The following is a 15,860-nucleotide window of genomic DNA, read 5'->3' as shown; positions in this document are numbered from 1 at the left end:
TAGGTAGATAGATTGCCCAAATCGAATCGTCCGACGGACTATCCTGTGTCATCGCCTCATCAACCCTGGCAGTGATAGGTAAGATGTCTCCCGGCTTAACCTCTTTCACCACAGAAGAAACCGTTGCAAAAACCTCCGGCAGCACCCCAGGGAATTCTTCTTGATGGCCAAGGTAAACTTCTACATTCACTAAATCCAGCTGTTTTTATCTCTTCGAATGGGTCTCGAATGGGTGTTCGATGTAAACCATCCGAGAACAGCCTTCGAGAATTATAGCTCCTATCCTGGTAGAAGAAAGACATTTCCAATTCAACCATCTGGCGGATTAGAACCACAGTCATCTGAGAACCAGAACCCAATGTTGTCCGGAAGGAGATCATAATGAACGCGCTTTATATTGCTCCACTCCGGTGTGTTTGGCAATCAAAAAGGGGACCACTGCGGACACGAAAATGGGATCCACCCCCTGCCTAGGCTACGCCTAGGCAGGCGTGTGCAACATCTCACGTTCTACCTCTTGTTTACGCATGCTCTCCCGGAAACGATAACTCTCCCCGTTTAAAGTCAGGATATGGGCCCTATGGGTGAGCCGATCAAGAAGTGCCGCTGTCATTCTCTCATCCCCAAACACCTCCGTCCACTGGCTAAGCTCCAGGTTTGTGGTGACTATCATGCTGCCCCTCTCATAGCGGCTGGCGCAAAATTGATAGAGAAGCTCAGCTCCGGTCTTCGTGAATGGAACATATCCGAAACATATGGACATCTATGGTGGCATACTGCCTTACGAGGAGCTTCCTTGTGTATATAGCTCAGCGAAAATCATCCTTGGGATGAACTGCGACGATACTTCCGCGACCCAGACCTCCATGAGGCCGTATGAAGCCCTAGCATGCGGAGGAGGTTTATTCCTCGCCCACTACACCAAAGCCCAGGAGAACCTCTTTGGCGACCTCATATTCCAGGCAAAAAATAAAGAGGAGACTTTAGAACTGATGGAAATGATCCTCCACATGGACAGCGAAGAAAGGCAAGAAATAGCGAGAAAGGCTCAGAAGGAGGTCTATGAGAAGCACAACTATGCAGCAAGAGCCCAGCAAATAGTGGAGGTATACACGAGGGCATATGGTAGTGATCGGCTGCCCGGTAAGGAATAGGGATTGGATCATAGGAGAATATCTGGACCACATATATAACCTGGATTTCCCAAAGGATGACCTATCTCTGTGCTTTGTCATAAACGACTCCACAGACAGGACAAAAGAGATCCTCATGTCCTTTGCCAGGGAGCATAAGGATGAGTATAGACAAATCCGCATCCTGGAGCACGACCTTGGTCAGATAGAAGATCAGAGGACGTGGAACGTCAGAAAAAAGATATACGTAAGTCTCGCCGAGCTCAGAAACATCCTGGTTGAGCAGGCCCTGGACATGGAAGCGGACTACCTCTTCAGTGTGGACTCAGATATCCTGGTTCCTCCCTATACCTTAAAAGAGCTCATAGTCGCAGACAAAGACATAGTGAGCGCCCAGATATGGAACGATCCCTCAAAGGTATTCCCCAACATAATGGCCCACAGAAACGGCAGTATAACTCACTATCTGGACTTCCCGAAAAACGCCTTGTTTCAATGTGATGTAACAGGAGCGGTATATCTCCTCAAAAAGAAAGTATTAGAGGAGGTAAGGTACTGCTACCACGAGCAGGGGGAAGACGTGGGCTTCTGCTTGGAGGCGAAGAAAAAGGGATTTGAGATATGGGCGAACAGCAAGATTGCATGTAAACATATGATGGAAAGAAGGGCTCCTGGTTTTTAGGAGCCCTTTCTTCTAGCTGCCTATGGATTTATATACATGCCCAGTCCTTGAGGGGTCGAGTCTAAATCTTACCAACCCTCGGCGTCTTGGTTAAGAGCCTCACTACAGGTGACGCAAGCTCATGCTGTCGTCTTATGTCTTCATCGTTAAATTGTAAGTACCGTCTAACCATATCCATACTGGAGTGACGTAAAATCTTCTGGAGAGCATATACGTTTCCTCCGTCTCTCAAGAACAAGGTGGCAAAACCGTGGCGCAAATCGTAAGGAGTGACGCTCGTTCCCAGGATGTCTGAGTATTTCTTGAGCCTTGCTTCCCACCTTCTTACTGTCAGCGGTGTTCCATCTCTAGTGCAGAAGAGTGGTGCGTCTTTATCCCACACGGGGTGTCTTACATGAACGAGCTTTTTCAGGGCATTGACAACCGGCTCAGTAATGGGCAGGATACTGGTCTTCCTGGTCTTGGATATCTCGCGCCTGATGGTAACCGTCTTACCTTCCAGGTCAACATCAGACACAAGTAAAGATAACGCTTCTCTTGGGCGGATCCCGATATCGAGACTTAAGAGGATCAAAGCGTAGTCACGCAGGCCAGTGTAGGTCTTTTTGTTTGGCAGGGACATAAGACGCTCAAGCACCTCCGCTTTAATGTCCCTGATCCGGCCTTCGTCCCTCTTCTTTGGGACTCTGGACAACGGGTTTTCGGGGAATATGCCTTCCTCCATACACCAGTTGAAGAAGATCTTCAGGTACTTCCGTCGGTTGTTAAAAGTGGCGGGTGCCACAGGATGGGACATGTGCATCATCACTGCTCGTTTGAGATTTGAGGGGTTCCAAGCGTCAGGGTAACGGGAGAAGAAAAGCTTGACATGTTGCTGATAGTCATTGATTGTCCTGGGCGATAGACCCATGGCTTGCCTGGAAAGGATAAAGTCGGATAGGGCTTCCTGCCATGTCGAGATTACCTTCCTGTCAATGCGCATAACCCTTGCCCTTGCCAAAGTAAAAACCTCCCATTTTTTACAATGGGAGATACGTTTAGGGTACCACGGCCCCAAGGGGTTAAAACCGACTGTTATTGTTTTCCAACATGGCCTTTAGCAGGATGTTTGCTTCTGAAATGGCCCTCTAGCTGGCCTAGGGCTCCGGAGGCCGGCGCTCTAATCCTCTGAGCTATAGGCGCACTCGATAAAATCCCCGGGATGATTACCCGGCTAGTATCTTCTTTAAAATGCATTATACACTATCCTTCTTTCAATGTCCATACCTGTTTGAGCCGAACTTTTTGAGCCCGACCGCGTTTTAGCCTGCCTCCACCGGGACACACTATTGGTAGGAGGGAGAACGAACACATGCAAAAGGATGTGCGTTCCAGGAAGGTTGTCGTAATAGGCGCGGGCTTTGTGGGCTCGACCTTCGCCTATTGCCTCATGATCAGCGGCCTCGCCTCCGAGATCGTGCTCATAGACGTAAACCGGACCAGGGCTGAGGGCGAGGCCATGGACCTTGCGCACGGGGTGCCGTTTGTGCGGCCCGTTATCATCAGGTCCGGCGACTACGACGAGTGCCAGGGCGCGGATATGGTTGTAATTACGGCCGGGGCGGCCCAGAAGCCCGGGGAAACCCGTCTCGACCTGGTTCAAAGGAATGCAAATATCTTTAGAGACATTATACCGAAAGTTACCAGGCATATGACATCGTCGGTTCTCCTCATAGTCACCAACCCCGTAGATATAATGACCTATCTTGCCTATAAGCTTTCGGGTTACCCCCCATCCATGGTCATAGGTTCGGGAACGGTGCTGGATACCTTGCGTTTCCGGTCCCTGTTGAGCCTCCACTGCAATGTAAGCGCGAGAAATGTCCACGCTTACATAATCGGCGAGCATGGCGATAGCGAAGTCCCCGTCTGGAGCCTCGCTAATATCGCAGGGATGAGGCTGGCAGAGTATTGCCCGCTCTGCGAAAAGGGGTGCGACCCATCATGGCAGCGCGAGCTCTTTGAAGAGGTGCGGGATGCAGCATATAAGGTTATCGAGAAAAAAGGGGCGACCTACTATGCAATCGGCCTCGCCATGACGGAGATTACAGGGAGCATACTCAGGGATGAGAATTCCGTATTGACAGTATCCTCGCTTCTCGATAATTACCACGGGGTGAGCGACGTATGCCTATCCGTGCCAGCCCTGGTTGGGAAACAGGGCGTAAGCAGGGTCGTCCCGCTTAGCCTCAGCGAGGAGGAAGAGAAAGCCTTCTGCAAATCCGCGGAGATCATAAGGGGAATTATAGATAAAGTGACACTCTGAAGCCAAGCTATGAAAACCGCGCCTTGGAGCTGTATCGTGCTTGAGGCTGCACCTTGTAAAGTTAAAGAAAGAATCTGTAAATGTGAATATGATGACAGCCAGTGGAAGAAAATAGACTAAAGAGCTTTTTGATGCTCCCTGGTGTCGACAGAGAAATCGGCCAGCCTAGACTATCTAAACCATGATCGAAGAGGGGGAACTGGAAACCTATGAGGCGATTCTTAGCTTTGCTTGTCATCATGGCGTTACTTGCAATATGCGTATCGCTTTTATTCTACCCAAACACCATCATGCCGGTGGCCATTTCAAGCCGCAACGACAAAGCCCTTGACCAAGGCCTGATCGCGGCCCCCTGGGATTCGTACAGGTATAACGTCGACTTGATGGCAAGAGTGATACAGGGAGAGGCCTGGGCCGAGCCCTACATAGGCAAGGTTGCCGTTGGAGCGGTAATCATGAACCGATTAGAAAGCCCAAACTTCCCCAAGACCATACCGGGCGTCATATTCGAGCCCGATGCATTTGAGTCGGTAGCTAATGGGCTCATCTGGCTCAGATATCCAGGCACAGATGCTTATAGGGCTACCCAGGATGCCCTTAGCGGGTGGGATCCTACAGGAGGTGCGCTCTATTACTTTAACCCGTCAAAGCCTGTAAGCTGGTGGATTTGGTCCAGGCCTATTATTACGCAAATCGGCAACCATGTTTTTTCAAGATGAATCTCAATCTCATCCCTAACTTATCCAGGAGGTGTACGCCTTGCAACGGAAATTAGCTCTACCTATCCTTACTATAGCCTTGGTGATCACGGCATTCTTAGGGATTCGTGAGTACATATTAAGACGGCATGTTGAAATCCAGGTCGAAAACCAGTACCAGCGGGCGTTTCAAGAGCTATCTTACCACCTGGATGGGATCGAAGCCGAGACCGCTAAGGCTCTTGTTGCTAACTCGCCAAAGGGGCGAGTGCAAACCTTTTCAGATATATGGCGTCACGCCTCGACCGCCCAGGCAAATATCGGCCAGCTCCCTCTCCTCACCGTCCCCCTGACAAGAACCGAACAGTTCATAGGGCGGCTTGGCGCATTTACATACTCACTCGCCATCAAAAACGCTCAGGGTCAACCGATCACAGCCAGCGAATGGGCGACGCTCCGCGACCTTCACCGCCAGGCCAAGTTCATGAGCACCTCGATCGGGAAAATGCAGGCTTCATTTATGAATGAAGGGGCCCGGTGGAATGATATCCAGAGGGCCATGGCGGCGACAAGGGCCGAGCGACCGGGGGCGACTCGAAAACCGCGAATAAACCCCGCGACTAAGAGCCTGAAGATGCTGGAAGACGGGATGCGCAGATTCCCCGACCCGGATTTCGCCGGCAACATACCCCCCGAAAAGATCGTCCCCAAGGGCCTGACCGGGCCTCTAATAACTGAAACCAAGGCCATCGAGATCGCCCGGGGGTTTATCGGGCCAGAGCGGACTGAGGGTAAGCAGCTTACGGTCACCCGGGTCGTGACCGACCCGCGATCATATAGGGTGACTGTAGCAGATTCCAGGAGCGGGGGGGGCGATCAAGATCAAGGCGCCAGCATAAGGGTTGATGTCTCGGAAAAGGGCGGACATGTGATATGGATGCTAGACGACCGGCGCGCTAGTGTCTCAAAATTGTCTCTCGATAAGGTTACTGAGATCGGAGCGGCGTTCCTGGAGTCGCGCGGGTTCAAGAACATGCGCCCCACCGATAGAGATCAATACCAGAACGTTGCCGTTATAACGTATGTTCTTGAACAAGACGGTGTGCTCGTATACCCGGATGCGATCAAGCTCCGCATCGCCCTCGATAATGGAGCCATCCTGGGGTTCGAAGGGTCAGGCTATATAACGTTCCATCACGCGCGCACCCTGCCGATGCCTGCACTGACCATGGATGAAGCCAGGTCAAGGGTCAGCCCGAGGCTGGATATCACAAGCGCCAGGCTAGTTGTGATCCTGGATGACCTCGGCCGGGAGAAGCTATGCTATGAATTCCGTGGGAGGCTGGATACTGAGGAGTTTCGAGTGTATATAGATGCCGTTACAGGTCAAGAAGTGAAGATCCAGCGAGTCACCGCGCGCCGTGTTGAGATAACATAGAGAATACAAAAGCCGAAGTAGCCAGGGAATAATACCAGGAATGGCACCAAACCAGAGACAGTATACGGTATACAGTATAAGGTAAAGATAGCAATAGACAAAAAGGGTAGTAAGGAAAGAAAAGGGGGCTGTACCAGGCTAAATGGCTGCCAGTGCCATGGGTAAGGACCATGAAGGCAACGTGTTGGAGAATGAGGCCGGGGGGGCAGGTCAAGATAAAGCCCGCGGATTCAAGGGGTGCGGTGACAAAGGAAGCTCTCGACAGATTACGGTGCTTGCAATGGATTGACGACCCCGAGCGAGGACCTGAACATAAACATAAGCAGAAACAGAAAAAGGCAAAAAAGGAAAAGGAGTCCTGACAAGATGGGACGCAACGATAAAATCGAGAAGATACTGGAGTTTGTGAGGGAACATAGGGAATCTCAGGCTACACGCGTAGTATGCGGTCGAATTCTCGGCAGGTATGACGCGGAGATATCTGACGAGAACCTCGGGGAGTTAAGGAAGGGTCTCCAAAAGGCCAATGATGATGATGTAGATTCCCTCTACGTGATAATTACCTAGCCTCCACTCCATCCCTATGCCGCGTGCGGTGATACCGCTACATGGCGACACAACGTTACTTATGATAGGTTTCGCCTCTCAATATCTTGAATGCCCTATAGATTTGCTCTAGAAGGATGACCCGCATGAGCCCGTGCGGAAAGGTCATCCTCGAGAACGAAAGCCTCATATCCGCCTTGTTTATGACCTCGGTGGCGAGCCCGGTTGAGCCGCCGATCACGAAGGCTATATCGCTCATCCCGGATAGCATCGCTTTCTCGAGTGCTGCCGAAAGCTCCTCTGAGGAGAGCGCCACCCCCTCGCGATCCAGGGCGATGCAGTAAGAATGCGGCCTGATATGATCGAATATCCTCCCGGCCTCCCTCTGCCTCGCAAGAGTCTCGTCGGCCGGGCTTGCGGACTTCCCCAGCGGCTCCTCCGCAACCTCGACGATCTCGACCCTGGCATAAGGCCTGAGACGTTTGAGGTATTCCTCGACCCCCTCCGACAGGTACCTCTCCTTCAGCTTCCCAACGGCAATTACCCTTATGCTCAACAAACCTTGCAATACCCCTTCTCGATCTTGATGGGCCGGGTCATCCTATTGCGATAGGTGAGGCCTACTCGCAGATCTTTTCCTACGGAGATACCGTTAAGCTTAAGGATAGCTATCACCGTAAGAAGAGCCAGCTCCGGGACGTTGTTTTCCTTGCTAAGGTGCGCAAGCAGGATATTTGACGTCCTCTCGGTGACAATAGATCCCAGGAATTCCCCTGTTGCCTCATTTGAAAGATGACCCAGGTCGCTTAGGATGCGCCGCTTCAAAGCCCAGGGGTAGGACCCGACCATGAGCATCTCTATATCGTGGTTGGCCTCGACAACGAGGAGGTCGCAATCCGCCAGCTGCCGTTTCATAATCTGCGTCGCGTGCCCAGCATCCGTCGCAATCCCGACCTTCCTCGGCCCATCGATGATACAGTAACCAAGAGGGTCTGCTGCGTCGTGAGGCACCGGAAACGGCTGGATCACAAGATCTTTGAGGTCAAAGGGTTCTCCGCCTGCAATCATCCTTTTATTTTTTTCCCTGATGGGTCCGGAAATCCGCGGGTTCGCATCGAGCGACTCCCAAGTGGCCTCGCTTGCGTAGATGGGGATATCGAGGGCCCGCGACAAGGTGCCGAGGCCGCTTACATGGTCAGCGTGTTCGTGGGTTATGAGGATGGCATCGACGTCACCAGGGTGGACGCCGGTCGCAAGAAGGCGCTCCACAACCACCTTGCCGGGGAGCCCTACGTCGACCAAAACCCTGGTGGTATCGGTTTGTATGAGGGTGCAATTGCCCGAGCTCCCGCTCGCAAGGACGCAGATATTTGTGCTCAAAATGATCAAGCTCCCGATTCAAACTGCGCAAACCACGCTTTAAATTATAGCGGAGCGGACAACCCTTTTCAAGGGCACTGCTATCCCCCTATCCTCTCGTAATACTTGCTGCCCAGATTCAGTCCAGGCCCGCCCGGTAGTCGGCTTCCCTGCGACGCAATAGCTTCTTGATGCGGACCTCAACAGCTTCGCGCCTGAGCCTCGTCGCCTCGGTGTCGATGGTGAGATCCACGTTGACCACATCACCCTCCCTGGCGCCCGGCGGCAAGAGCCGGGCCGGCATCTCAAACCTCTCCCGTTCATCATCCCAGTTCGCAAGGATAGCGATATCCCCTTCGACGCGGTCGAGAATCGCCCTTACCCTCCCACTCGCCGGCGCCGTCTCGGCCCTGGGCAACACCATAGTCGACACCAGCACCAAAGCCGCAACCACCAGGGTTACAGGAATAACCAGCCTGGACGCGATACCCGGGGACACGGCGTCCCTGACTCCACCCTCATGTCTACGCCTCGATCTGTCGCGTCTTGACCTATCACGCCTTGACCTCCACTTGCGCCTGACCCCGTCCACCGCGCCCCTCCCCGCCGCCGGCCTCCTCACGACCTGATAACCCCGGCCAGCGACTTGCTTCTCGACGATATAGGGATTCGGCGCGGCAATTTCCCTTTCCTTCGCACTTTAGCTGGTTATTCCTCACCCTTTTGAATGAGTTTATCAAGGAGTCCCCGTATCCGTTCCCGCTGCCTCTGCGTGGCTACCCTGTCAATCTCAAGGTCGAACGCCAATATATCCCCCTCCTTGGCGCCTCTAGGCAGGAGGCTCCTGGGGAAATCGATCTGCACGTCCCTAGCGTCCTCATCCTCATCACCTTGACCCTGGCCCCGGCCTTCCTGGCCCTGCACGAGTAGGACAGCGAAGCCGCCCTCAAATCTATCGATAGCCGCCTTAAATTTCAAGGTTATCCCTCCTGGCTTGCCTTACCTCTTATCTAGCGAGCTGCCGCCCTCTGGTGAATCCTGCCGCGCCGTCTCTCCCGCAGCTCCCTTTGATGTATCTGCCGCTCTGTCTCCCGCTGTATCTCCCGGTGATTCCTTTCCCGGCAGGTCCTCACCAGATAAGTCGCCCAGGGACTCATCGCCTATAGCCTCCCCGATTATCTTCTGGACCTGGGCCACAAGCTCACCGAGCCTGGCCTCGGCGGCGAAAAGCTCCTTTATGTAGGGATTGAAGCCAACGATCTCATAGGTCCGCTTAAGATCCTCCAGCCTGGCCTCATCCACCTTCTCGCCGGCCAACGCCGCCTTCCCGATCTCCTTTCGCTTTCTCTCAAGGTCCTTAAGCATTATCCTGGCCGCTTCGTGGTTGCCGATCTCCTCCCTGGCCCTAATGTAGGCCGCATACTCGGGAGACTCCTTCAAAGCCTTCGCAAGTTCATAAGCCTTGGCAATCACCGACATAGCTGTCACCTCACAGATACGTTTCCTAGATGCCTGATTATGATGCCTGCTTGACGATGGCGATGATGCTTAATGATACCTGTTAGCACCATGAACTATGTATGGAACATCCACGGGCCTGTAGTAATCCTCTGAGATAAGCTCCCTGGTCTCTGTCGCCGGCTTTGGGCCACCCTGACCCTGGTCCCCGCCCCCGTCCTCGTCCAGGTAATGGGTTACCCGCCATGTCAGGACCTTGTAGCCTTCGCGCCCGCTTGCGATCGCGCTCGGGAACGCCGTGCCGGCATCCCGGGCGCCACCACAGACAGGGGGGTTATCAAGCACCCTGGGCTCCACGACCTCCTCGATCGATGTGAGTATCTCCACTTTCCTCCCTAAAGGCCTCTCCGCCAGAGCCTCGATGAGCAAGCGATTACCGTCCACCCCCGCCCTGAGGATTATGGTATCCCTCGTCGGATTCCGAAATTTCAGATCCAGGCTTCCTTCTGCAACAGTCGCATCCCGGCCGAGCGGCACATAACCGACGGGCCTGGAGTGGTGATGCCGCTCGAGAATCTCCATGCCCGCCAGGAGCGCCACGTTGTAAAGCGTTGTAGAAACCTGGCAGATTCCACCTCCGATGCCAGGCGCGGCCGCACCCTCGACAATGACCTTCGCCTCCTGGTACCCCTTCTCCCGTATGCGGGGGCCGACTATAGCGTTAAACGAAAAAACGGCGCCCGGGGCGAGCCTCGTCCCGTCTATGGCCTCCGCTGCGAGCCGGATGTTATTGTTGCGCGTGAGCTCGCCCTCCTCGAGCGCGGTCGAGAAGCTCGCAACCACAACGGGCTGCCCAGCATCGGCAGGCTGGCCGCTCGAAGGCCCGCTGGCGCCGCACCCAGCCCCACCACCGCCTGGCCCCACCAATTCCGCCGGCCCATTCCCGGGCTCACCCCCGACCTCTCCCTCGGCACCTCCCGACCATCCGCCAGGTCCCTCTGGAACCCCGCGAAGGACCGGGACAACAGCCGGGGCGATGGCAACGAGGATCAAGACGATGATACAGGCAACCGCAGCCCAGGCGATCGCAACCCAAGCCCGCCCCCGCAGGCTGAGCGCCCGCCTATGCGAGGTGGGCGCATACTCCTGCCCTTCCGCATTAGCATAAGCATTAGCATCAGCATTCGCATTCGCATTCGCATCCGCCTGCGCCTTTGCACGCATCTGGGCCTCCTCATTCCGTGAGGGCATGACCGCCCGCCTCCTCGACGGCGATCTCGGACGCGCCCGCCACCGCGGTGATTTCCGGATCATACATGCACCATACATTCGTGGGAGCCACGCGGTACCGGCCCGGGCGCTCCGCGCGCAGGCTGTAGATTATCTCGTTCGCACCCTTCCTTAGATAGCTGCTGGCGAAGGCCACCTTTGCATCCCTGACCTCTTTTCGCCCGTACCAGAAATCCCAGCTATAGCTGTCGATATAATCGTCCACGACCTCAAACCCGCTGGGTATCGCATCCTCGATCATCATGTACCTATAGGGACGGTCTGCCTTGATAAGCAACCTGACAAACACCTCATCCCCGGCCCTCACTGGTCCCCTGAGCGGCTTATACGTATAAGTGTACCCCTTATCTCCCCGTGACTCCCCGCCCGGGTCCCGGCGCTCGTGCACCTCACGGGTGAAATAGCCCCGGACCACCTCAATGCCCGCAGCTCTACCTCCGGCAATACCCCCCTCATCGCCGGTCGCACGAGACGCAACGTCCCCGGTCCCAGTCACAGTCCCGGTCCCGGTCCCACGAGGCGCAGGAACATAGAACTCCATGGCAGCTGCGTAATAAAGCTTCCCCTCCCCGGCCTTTTCTATCCCGACCCGGACAGGTCGCCCAGGATGGACGTCGAGCCCGTCGAGCCGCACTACCTTTTCCCCGGCGAAGACGTCGCCCCCTGTGAACGTCAGCTCCCCGACCATTCTCCCATCGACATAGACCCTCGCCGAGAAGCGGGGCGCGAGATTCCCCTTCACCTTCAGGAATTCAAGCAACGCCAGCGCGGCAGCCGCCGTATCCTTCGTAGATGCCCACCGGTTGCCCTGGCGAACATTCATAAGCCACCTTGCCGCCTTTGGCACCAGCGCATCCTCCGGTCGCACCGCCATAAAGGCCCGGAGCACATAGGCAGTCGTCTCGACCTTATTGTCCTGCCACAGGTCGTCCTCATCGCTCTCATCCTCAACCTGCAGGCCCCTCCCACGGGACTCCCAGTAGCACGCTGTGGCGCTTTCACGCGCCGAGCGCCTCAGGTCTTCGAGAACGCGACCTGCGTCAGCCTCCCTGCCCAGGCCCTTCAAGGTCATGGCCAGCAAAGCCCTGGACAGGTTGGTCAGCTCGTCCCGCCTGGCGAGGGCCTCGTCAAGACGGATGAGCTCAGGCTCCCTGGCTCCGGCCTGAGTCAGAGCGTAATGCGTGTAGACCAGCTCATCGAGGCAGGAGGGCTTCATCAATGCCTCATACAGGGCCTTCTTGCCCCGGTCGATAACCCTCTGGTCAACCTGGAACCCCGCCTGTCGCGCAAGGGCCAGGCCCCAAACAACATAAGCGGTCATTCGAGTATCCGTCTCGTCGTGTTCCCACCAGCCCCAGCCGCCGTCGTAATGCTGGAACCGGTAGAGCCGCTGCAGCCCATCGTTCACCATCCGGGGAAGGCTCTTCTCGAGCTCGGGATCGCTAGCACCCAGATCTGATAGGGCTCTCGCGGCCACGATGTCTGGCAAAAAGGAGCTCATTGTCTGCTCAACGCAGCCGTAAGGGTAGGATGCCAGGTAATCGAGGGCCCCGAAGACCGCACCCCCCATGGATGGGGAGAGCCTTATCTCGAGGTTTGCCGTGCCCGGTATCACGTCCGATGGTAGTTTAAACTCGATCTGAGCCGGCCCTGCCGTAGGCCTCCATGTTGACCCTAACGGTGCGCCTCCTCCCGCGCCAGCTTCCTCTCCAGCTCGGGCTCCCGCGGCGCTCCCGGCGCCCCCGGCTCCCCGGGACCCTGCAATTTCCCCTGCAACCGCCTCCCTCCGCTCCACCCCGCACGGCCTGACAGGCAACGACACCTGCATTGCGTCGGAATCGCGCCCCGCCACGGCGCGTGCCACGAGCATGGCGTTGCCAACCCCATTCGCCTTCACGCGCCAGTCGACCCGCCCGGCCCCGCCCGGTGCAACACTCACCACCCTCGCTCCAGCTCCAGCCCCAGCTCCGGCCCGGACCCCCTTAGCCATGGCCGCGCCTCTCGCCGTCGCCGCACCCTCTTCACCTTCACCTTTGCCTTTACCTCCACCTGAACCTGCGGACGCGCCCCCTGCCTCCCTGACCGCGCCGATTTCAACTCCAGATCCAGAGACCTCGAGGCTGACCTTGGCCTGAATGCTCCGCGAGGTATAATTATGCACGATCGTCGATATGACCGTCTCATCCCCCTGGGTGAGGAACCTCGGGGTAGCCACTCTTACGAAGAATTCCTTGCTGGCCCGGATATCGCAGGTCCCGCTTCCCACGGAGGTATCCAGCGTGTGGGCTCGCACCGTCGCCCTCCACGTGGTGAGCGAATCAGGGAGCCTCACCTTCAGCCTGGCGTTCCCGCGGCCGTCTGTGATGACGAAAGGCTCCCAGGCCGCCGTGTCGGGGAACCACTTCCGGGTCTCGCCCGCCCCGGCATCCTTATCAGCGCCGCCGTAATACCACTCGGGAAAGGAGTAGTTGGTCACAACCCTGTTCGCCCGCGCCCCATAGAAGAACCTTCTTATATCAGGGGCCATCTCACCCTGAACCGCGTAGACCGACGCGTCCACGAGGCCGAATGAGAGCTCCGCCCGCACGGGCTTTCCCGCCGAATCCGTGGCCTTTATGGTATAGGTTGCCTCCTCCCCGGGCCCGTATGTATCCTTGTCGGGCTTGATGGTCACATTCAGGAACTTCTCGCGCGGCGATATATAGATGGCCTTTTCCCGGGAAATAAGGCGTTTACCTGCAACAAGCGTCACCCCAAAATAGATGTTTGGCGAATACTCCCGCCTCAAGGGGATCTCGAAAACGCGCGAGTGTCCAGCGAGGTGAACCACCTCGGCTGAATAGAGTCTATAACCTTCAATGGTCACAAGGGCAAAGACATCCTTCTGAGTCGTGTTGACCACGACCCTGGCGACATCATTCCTATCATATGAGACCTTATCCGTCACAATGTCGAGCTCGGGCCCACCATAGGAATCAAGAACATACTCCTCGCCGGTCACCCAGATGAGCTCGGTCGTTGCAATAACATTTCCCCGCTCATCGCTCCCCCTGATCTCGATCTCGTACGAGCCCTCCTCGCGCGGCAGGAAGGTGAATCCGCCCCTGCCATCGCGGCCAGTCGCCACCCTGACCGACATCGCCTCCCACCTTCGCATCACCTTGCCCTGCCATTCGACCCTGTAGACCCTGGTCTCGAGGCGTTGCGCCACGGGCTTCCCCTCTAAATCCTCCGTCCTGACCTTGATCTCAACTCGCTCGCGCGGCTTGAGCACATAACGCTCCGGCCGCAGGGCGATCTCAAAGGTACCCCGGGCCACGACAACGCTGGTCCGGCCCATGACCTCCCTACGGCTCTCATCCACGACCCGGGCCTCTATTATAAAGCGCCGGTTGCGCCCGATTTTCCTGGTCGCCACCGAAAACCTGGCCACCCCACCGCCATCGGTCTTCGCCTCGCCCTGAGTAACCAATTCACCGTAATACATCCCCTCGTCGCTGAGATACGAGTAATAACCCTCCTCCTCAGGAGGGGAGAAATATGTATAGTACGGCTGGCTATACACATAATACCTAACCCTCGCTCCGGCCACCGGAGCTCCGAAATAATAGCTGGCCGAAACCTCTACCGGCACGCGATCCCCAGCCACATAGGTGGGGCGGGGGCATTTCACGGTAACCTGGTATTCAGGCTTTCGATATTCGGCAACCTTGAACCAGGCATACTGGGTGCTCCCCTTCACAGTCGTCAGAATACGATAAGTTCCTAGGGCGGGCTCCCTTCCAAGGGTGAATTGCCCCCCAAAGGCTCCAAATTCGTTTGTCACCAGCTCGGCGCGATAAACTGAGGCGTCGCCCGCGTCTCTTATATCCACCAGGACCTTTTCGCCCCCGAGCACCCTGTAGTCCCCGCCCGTGCCAGTGTCCTCGCGCGCTATCCCCTTGAAAAAGACCTCCTGGCCCGGCCTGTATACCGGCCTGTCGGTATAGGCGTAAACCTTATAGCGCGAATCCTCCCAGTAGTATGTGGAATTCACGTGCGCGAAGTTTGGACCGTAGCGGGCAACCACCACCGCATTCCTGGGGAGGCCGGCCTTCCCGACATAGAGAAGGCCATTCCTGTCGGTATAGCCGCTCGCAATCGCGGTATGGCCGTCATACACCCTGACGAGCACCCCGGCGAATGGCCGACCACTGGCGAAATCCTGGGCGTAGACAACTAGGGCGTTATTTGCTTGCTTGGTTACCAGCCCAAGCCTGGTTACAATTACCCATGTGGCCTGCTTCCTCCCTCGCTGATCCCTGGCAACGACCAGGTAGCCGCCAGGTCCGGGCGGGGAAAACGGCACCTTGAGCAGGAAGTCGCCTGATTTATCCCGCCTTCGCGGCGTAAGAGAGAAGCTCGCAACCAGCCGCGCATCCTCGGGGGTAACACTGCCGACCCTGCTGAGGGTCTTCTCCTTCTCAATGAGAGTGAAGGGATCGAACCGGTAGACTTCGAACTCGAGCTCCAGGCCCCTTGGGGTCCCGGCCCCGCTCCCGGCGCCGGTGCCTCGCGCCATGACGTAGGGCTTCTCTTGAGGAGAGAATACCCTCTCGGTCGTGTAAAGATAAAAGGGGGCCGCCTCGCGGGCCCACACTGCAGCCGGCGCGGCGCCAGGCATGAGAACGCACAGTAGAGCCCAAATGAGGGCTAAGATACATAGAGCTTCATATCGGACTCCACCTCGGACTCCACCCCGAGCTCTGTCCCCGCTATACCCGGGTTCATTTTCATCTCTGCATCTATCCAGCCTATCCTTCACGCAACATTGCATGGAGCCCACCCCCGATCTCTGGATGGTATCGGCGTCTGGATGGCCAGCTGGGGTGGCCAGCTCGATTGCCCGATTACTCGGTTGCTCGGTTGCTCGATCGCTGGCGCCAGCTGGATTGCTGGTATAAACTGAATC

Annotated in this window: 16 protein-coding genes; 7 read left to right on the top strand and 9 right to left on the bottom strand. The window is 56.3% G+C overall.

The window, feature by feature from the left end:
• Positions 1-481 precede the first annotated feature (481 nt).
• Positions 482-763 carry an ATP-binding protein gene (locus HPY71_11515; GenBank protein NPV54135.1) on the bottom strand — a complete coding sequence of 94 codons (282 nt, stop codon included), beginning with the start codon at positions 761-763 and terminating at the stop codon, positions 482-484.
• Between HPY71_11515 and HPY71_11510 the strand changes: the two genes are divergently transcribed.
• Both HPY71_11510 and HPY71_11505 read left to right on the top strand, forming a co-directional pair.
• Positions 756-1,154: a glycosyltransferase family 1 protein gene (locus tag HPY71_11510; protein ID NPV54134.1), complete on the top strand. Its 399-nt coding sequence runs from the start codon at positions 756-758 to the stop codon at positions 1,152-1,154. The genes HPY71_11515 and HPY71_11510 overlap by 8 nt on opposite strands.
• Positions 1,123-1,815, top strand: coding sequence for a hypothetical protein (locus HPY71_11505; GenBank protein ID NPV54133.1), 693 nt, complete (start codon positions 1,123-1,125; stop codon positions 1,813-1,815). Before HPY71_11510 ends, HPY71_11505 begins: the two co-directional genes overlap by 32 nt.
• A gap of 61 nt (positions 1,816-1,876) precedes the next feature.
• Here the strand turns inward: HPY71_11505 and HPY71_11500 are convergent, their stop codons facing one another.
• Positions 1,877-2,815 carry a tyrosine-type recombinase/integrase gene (locus HPY71_11500; GenBank protein ID NPV54132.1) on the bottom strand — a complete coding sequence of 313 codons (939 nt, stop codon included), beginning with the start codon at positions 2,813-2,815 and terminating at the stop codon, positions 1,877-1,879.
• Between the two features lie 351 nt (positions 2,816-3,166).
• Between HPY71_11500 and HPY71_11495 the strand changes: the two genes are divergently transcribed.
• The 5 genes from HPY71_11495 to HPY71_11475 all read left to right on the top strand — a co-directional run bounded on the left by HPY71_11495 (position 3,167) and on the right by HPY71_11475 (position 6,823).
• Positions 3,167-4,120, top strand: coding sequence for an L-lactate dehydrogenase (locus HPY71_11495; GenBank protein ID NPV54131.1), 954 nt, complete (start codon positions 3,167-3,169; stop codon positions 4,118-4,120).
• A 209-nt stretch (positions 4,121-4,329) separates the two neighbouring features.
• Complete coding sequence (locus tag HPY71_11490; protein NPV54130.1) at positions 4,330-4,839, top strand: spore cortex-lytic protein; 510 nt, start codon at positions 4,330-4,332, stop codon at positions 4,837-4,839.
• Between the two features lie 40 nt (positions 4,840-4,879).
• Positions 4,880-6,256 carry a germination protein YpeB gene (ypeB, locus tag HPY71_11485; protein NPV54129.1) on the top strand — a complete coding sequence of 459 codons (1,377 nt, stop codon included), beginning with the start codon at positions 4,880-4,882 and terminating at the stop codon, positions 6,254-6,256.
• A gap of 142 nt (positions 6,257-6,398) precedes the next feature.
• Complete coding sequence (locus HPY71_11480) at positions 6,399-6,545, top strand: hypothetical protein (protein NPV54128.1); 147 nt, start codon at positions 6,399-6,401, stop codon at positions 6,543-6,545.
• A gap of 77 nt (positions 6,546-6,622) precedes the next feature.
• Complete coding sequence (locus HPY71_11475) at positions 6,623-6,823, top strand: hypothetical protein (protein ID NPV54127.1); 201 nt, start codon at positions 6,623-6,625, stop codon at positions 6,821-6,823.
• A 55-nt stretch (positions 6,824-6,878) separates the two neighbouring features.
• Here the strand turns inward: HPY71_11475 and rlmH are convergent, their stop codons facing one another.
• The 7 genes from rlmH to HPY71_11440 all read right to left on the bottom strand — a co-directional run bounded on the left by rlmH (position 6,879) and on the right by HPY71_11440 (position 15,713).
• A complete protein-coding gene (gene rlmH / locus HPY71_11470) occupies positions 6,879-7,358 on the bottom strand; it encodes a 23S rRNA (pseudouridine(1915)-N(3))-methyltransferase RlmH (GenBank protein ID NPV54126.1) in 480 nt (159 codons plus the stop codon).
• A complete protein-coding gene (locus HPY71_11465) occupies positions 7,355-8,182 on the bottom strand; it encodes an MBL fold metallo-hydrolase (protein ID NPV54125.1) in 828 nt (275 codons plus the stop codon). Before HPY71_11465 ends, rlmH begins: the two co-directional genes overlap by 4 nt.
• 118 nt (positions 8,183-8,300) lie before the next feature.
• Positions 8,301-8,585, bottom strand: a complete 285-nt coding sequence (locus HPY71_11460) for a DUF3006 domain-containing protein (protein NPV54124.1) — start codon at positions 8,583-8,585, stop codon at positions 8,301-8,303.
• A 284-nt stretch (positions 8,586-8,869) separates the two neighbouring features.
• On the bottom strand, positions 8,870-9,145 hold the full coding sequence (locus HPY71_11455) for a DUF3006 domain-containing protein (GenBank protein ID NPV54123.1): 276 nt from the start codon (positions 9,143-9,145) through the stop codon (positions 8,870-8,872).
• Between the two features lie 15 nt (positions 9,146-9,160).
• Positions 9,161-9,649, bottom strand: a complete 489-nt coding sequence (locus tag HPY71_11450) for a YlbF family regulator (GenBank protein ID NPV54122.1) — start codon at positions 9,647-9,649, stop codon at positions 9,161-9,163.
• Positions 9,650-9,709: 60 nt separating this feature from the next.
• Positions 9,710-10,948 (bottom strand): VanW family protein, encoded by a 1,239-nt coding sequence (locus HPY71_11445; protein ID NPV54121.1) that lies wholly within the window; start codon positions 10,946-10,948, stop codon positions 9,710-9,712.
• Positions 10,854-15,713, bottom strand: a complete 4,860-nt coding sequence (locus HPY71_11440; GenBank protein ID NPV54120.1) for a hypothetical protein — start codon at positions 15,711-15,713, stop codon at positions 10,854-10,856. The genes HPY71_11445 and HPY71_11440 overlap by 95 nt, the downstream gene beginning before the upstream one ends.
• Between the last annotated feature and the right edge of the window lie 147 nt (positions 15,714-15,860).

The organism is Bacillota bacterium (assembly GCA_013178125.1).
Taxonomy (GTDB): Bacteria; Bacillota; SHA-98; order Ch115; family JABLXJ01; genus JABLXL01.
Note: the sequence above shows the minus strand (reverse complement) of the source record. Positions and strands in the feature narration are given on the sequence as shown.

Excerpts from the sequence above, each read along its gene's own strand:
- HPY71_11510 (NPV54134.1), top strand. The coding sequence starts at position 756 with ATGGACATCTATGGTGGCATACTGCCTTACGAGGAGCTTCCTTGTGTA.
- HPY71_11515 (NPV54135.1), bottom strand. The coding sequence starts at position 763 with ATGTCCATATGTTTCGGATATGTTCCATTCACGAAGACCGGAGCTGAG.
- HPY71_11505 (NPV54133.1), top strand. The coding sequence starts at position 1,123 with ATGGTAGTGATCGGCTGCCCGGTAAGGAATAGGGATTGGATCATAGGA.
- HPY71_11495 (NPV54131.1), top strand. The coding sequence starts at position 3,167 with ATGCAAAAGGATGTGCGTTCCAGGAAGGTTGTCGTAATAGGCGCGGGC.
- HPY71_11490 (NPV54130.1), top strand. The coding sequence starts at position 4,330 with ATGAGGCGATTCTTAGCTTTGCTTGTCATCATGGCGTTACTTGCAATA.
- HPY71_11480 (NPV54128.1), top strand. The coding sequence starts at position 6,399 with ATGGCTGCCAGTGCCATGGGTAAGGACCATGAAGGCAACGTGTTGGAG.
- HPY71_11475 (NPV54127.1), top strand. The coding sequence starts at position 6,623 with ATGGGACGCAACGATAAAATCGAGAAGATACTGGAGTTTGTGAGGGAA.
- HPY71_11460 (NPV54124.1), bottom strand. The coding sequence starts at position 8,585 with ATGGTGTTGCCCAGGGCCGAGACGGCGCCGGCGAGTGGGAGGGTAAGG.
- HPY71_11445 (NPV54121.1), bottom strand. The coding sequence starts at position 10,948 with ATGTATGGTGCATGTATGATCCGGAAATCACCGCGGTGGCGGGCGCGT.